Source organism: Pseudomonas sp. AU12215, assembly GCF_001675465.2.
Classification (GTDB): domain Bacteria; phylum Pseudomonadota; class Gammaproteobacteria; order Pseudomonadales; family Pseudomonadaceae; genus Pseudomonas; species Pseudomonas nitroreducens.
The window spans coordinates 1-242 of sequence record NZ_MACM02000159.1; the positions used below are offsets into that span (position 1 = coordinate 1).

Annotated in this window: 1 pseudogene; it reads left to right on the plus strand. The window is 61.6% G+C overall.

What is annotated here, in order from left to right:
• A pseudogene (locus tag A9513_RS24750) lies at nt 1–209 on the plus strand (hypothetical protein); the annotation flags it as partial.
• Nucleotides 210–242: the final 33 nt, after the last annotated feature.

Consider the following 242-nt stretch of genomic DNA (forward strand, 5'->3'; position numbering starts at 1 on the left):
CCAGCAAGCTCAGCTACTACTGCGCGCCGGCCAAGGAGCGCTTCTCCAAGCGCTACAAGCTGGCCCAGGAATCACGCCAGCATGCGCTGGAGTTCAAGCGTGTCGCCGAGCAGAACGGCGACAGCGCCGGCGTGAAAAAGGCCGAAGCAGCCGTGAAGGAAGCCGGCGAGCAGGTGGATCAGCTCGACCTGTTCAAGAAGAACCTGCAGTGTTGCCGCTGACCGAAAACTGACCCAGTAGAG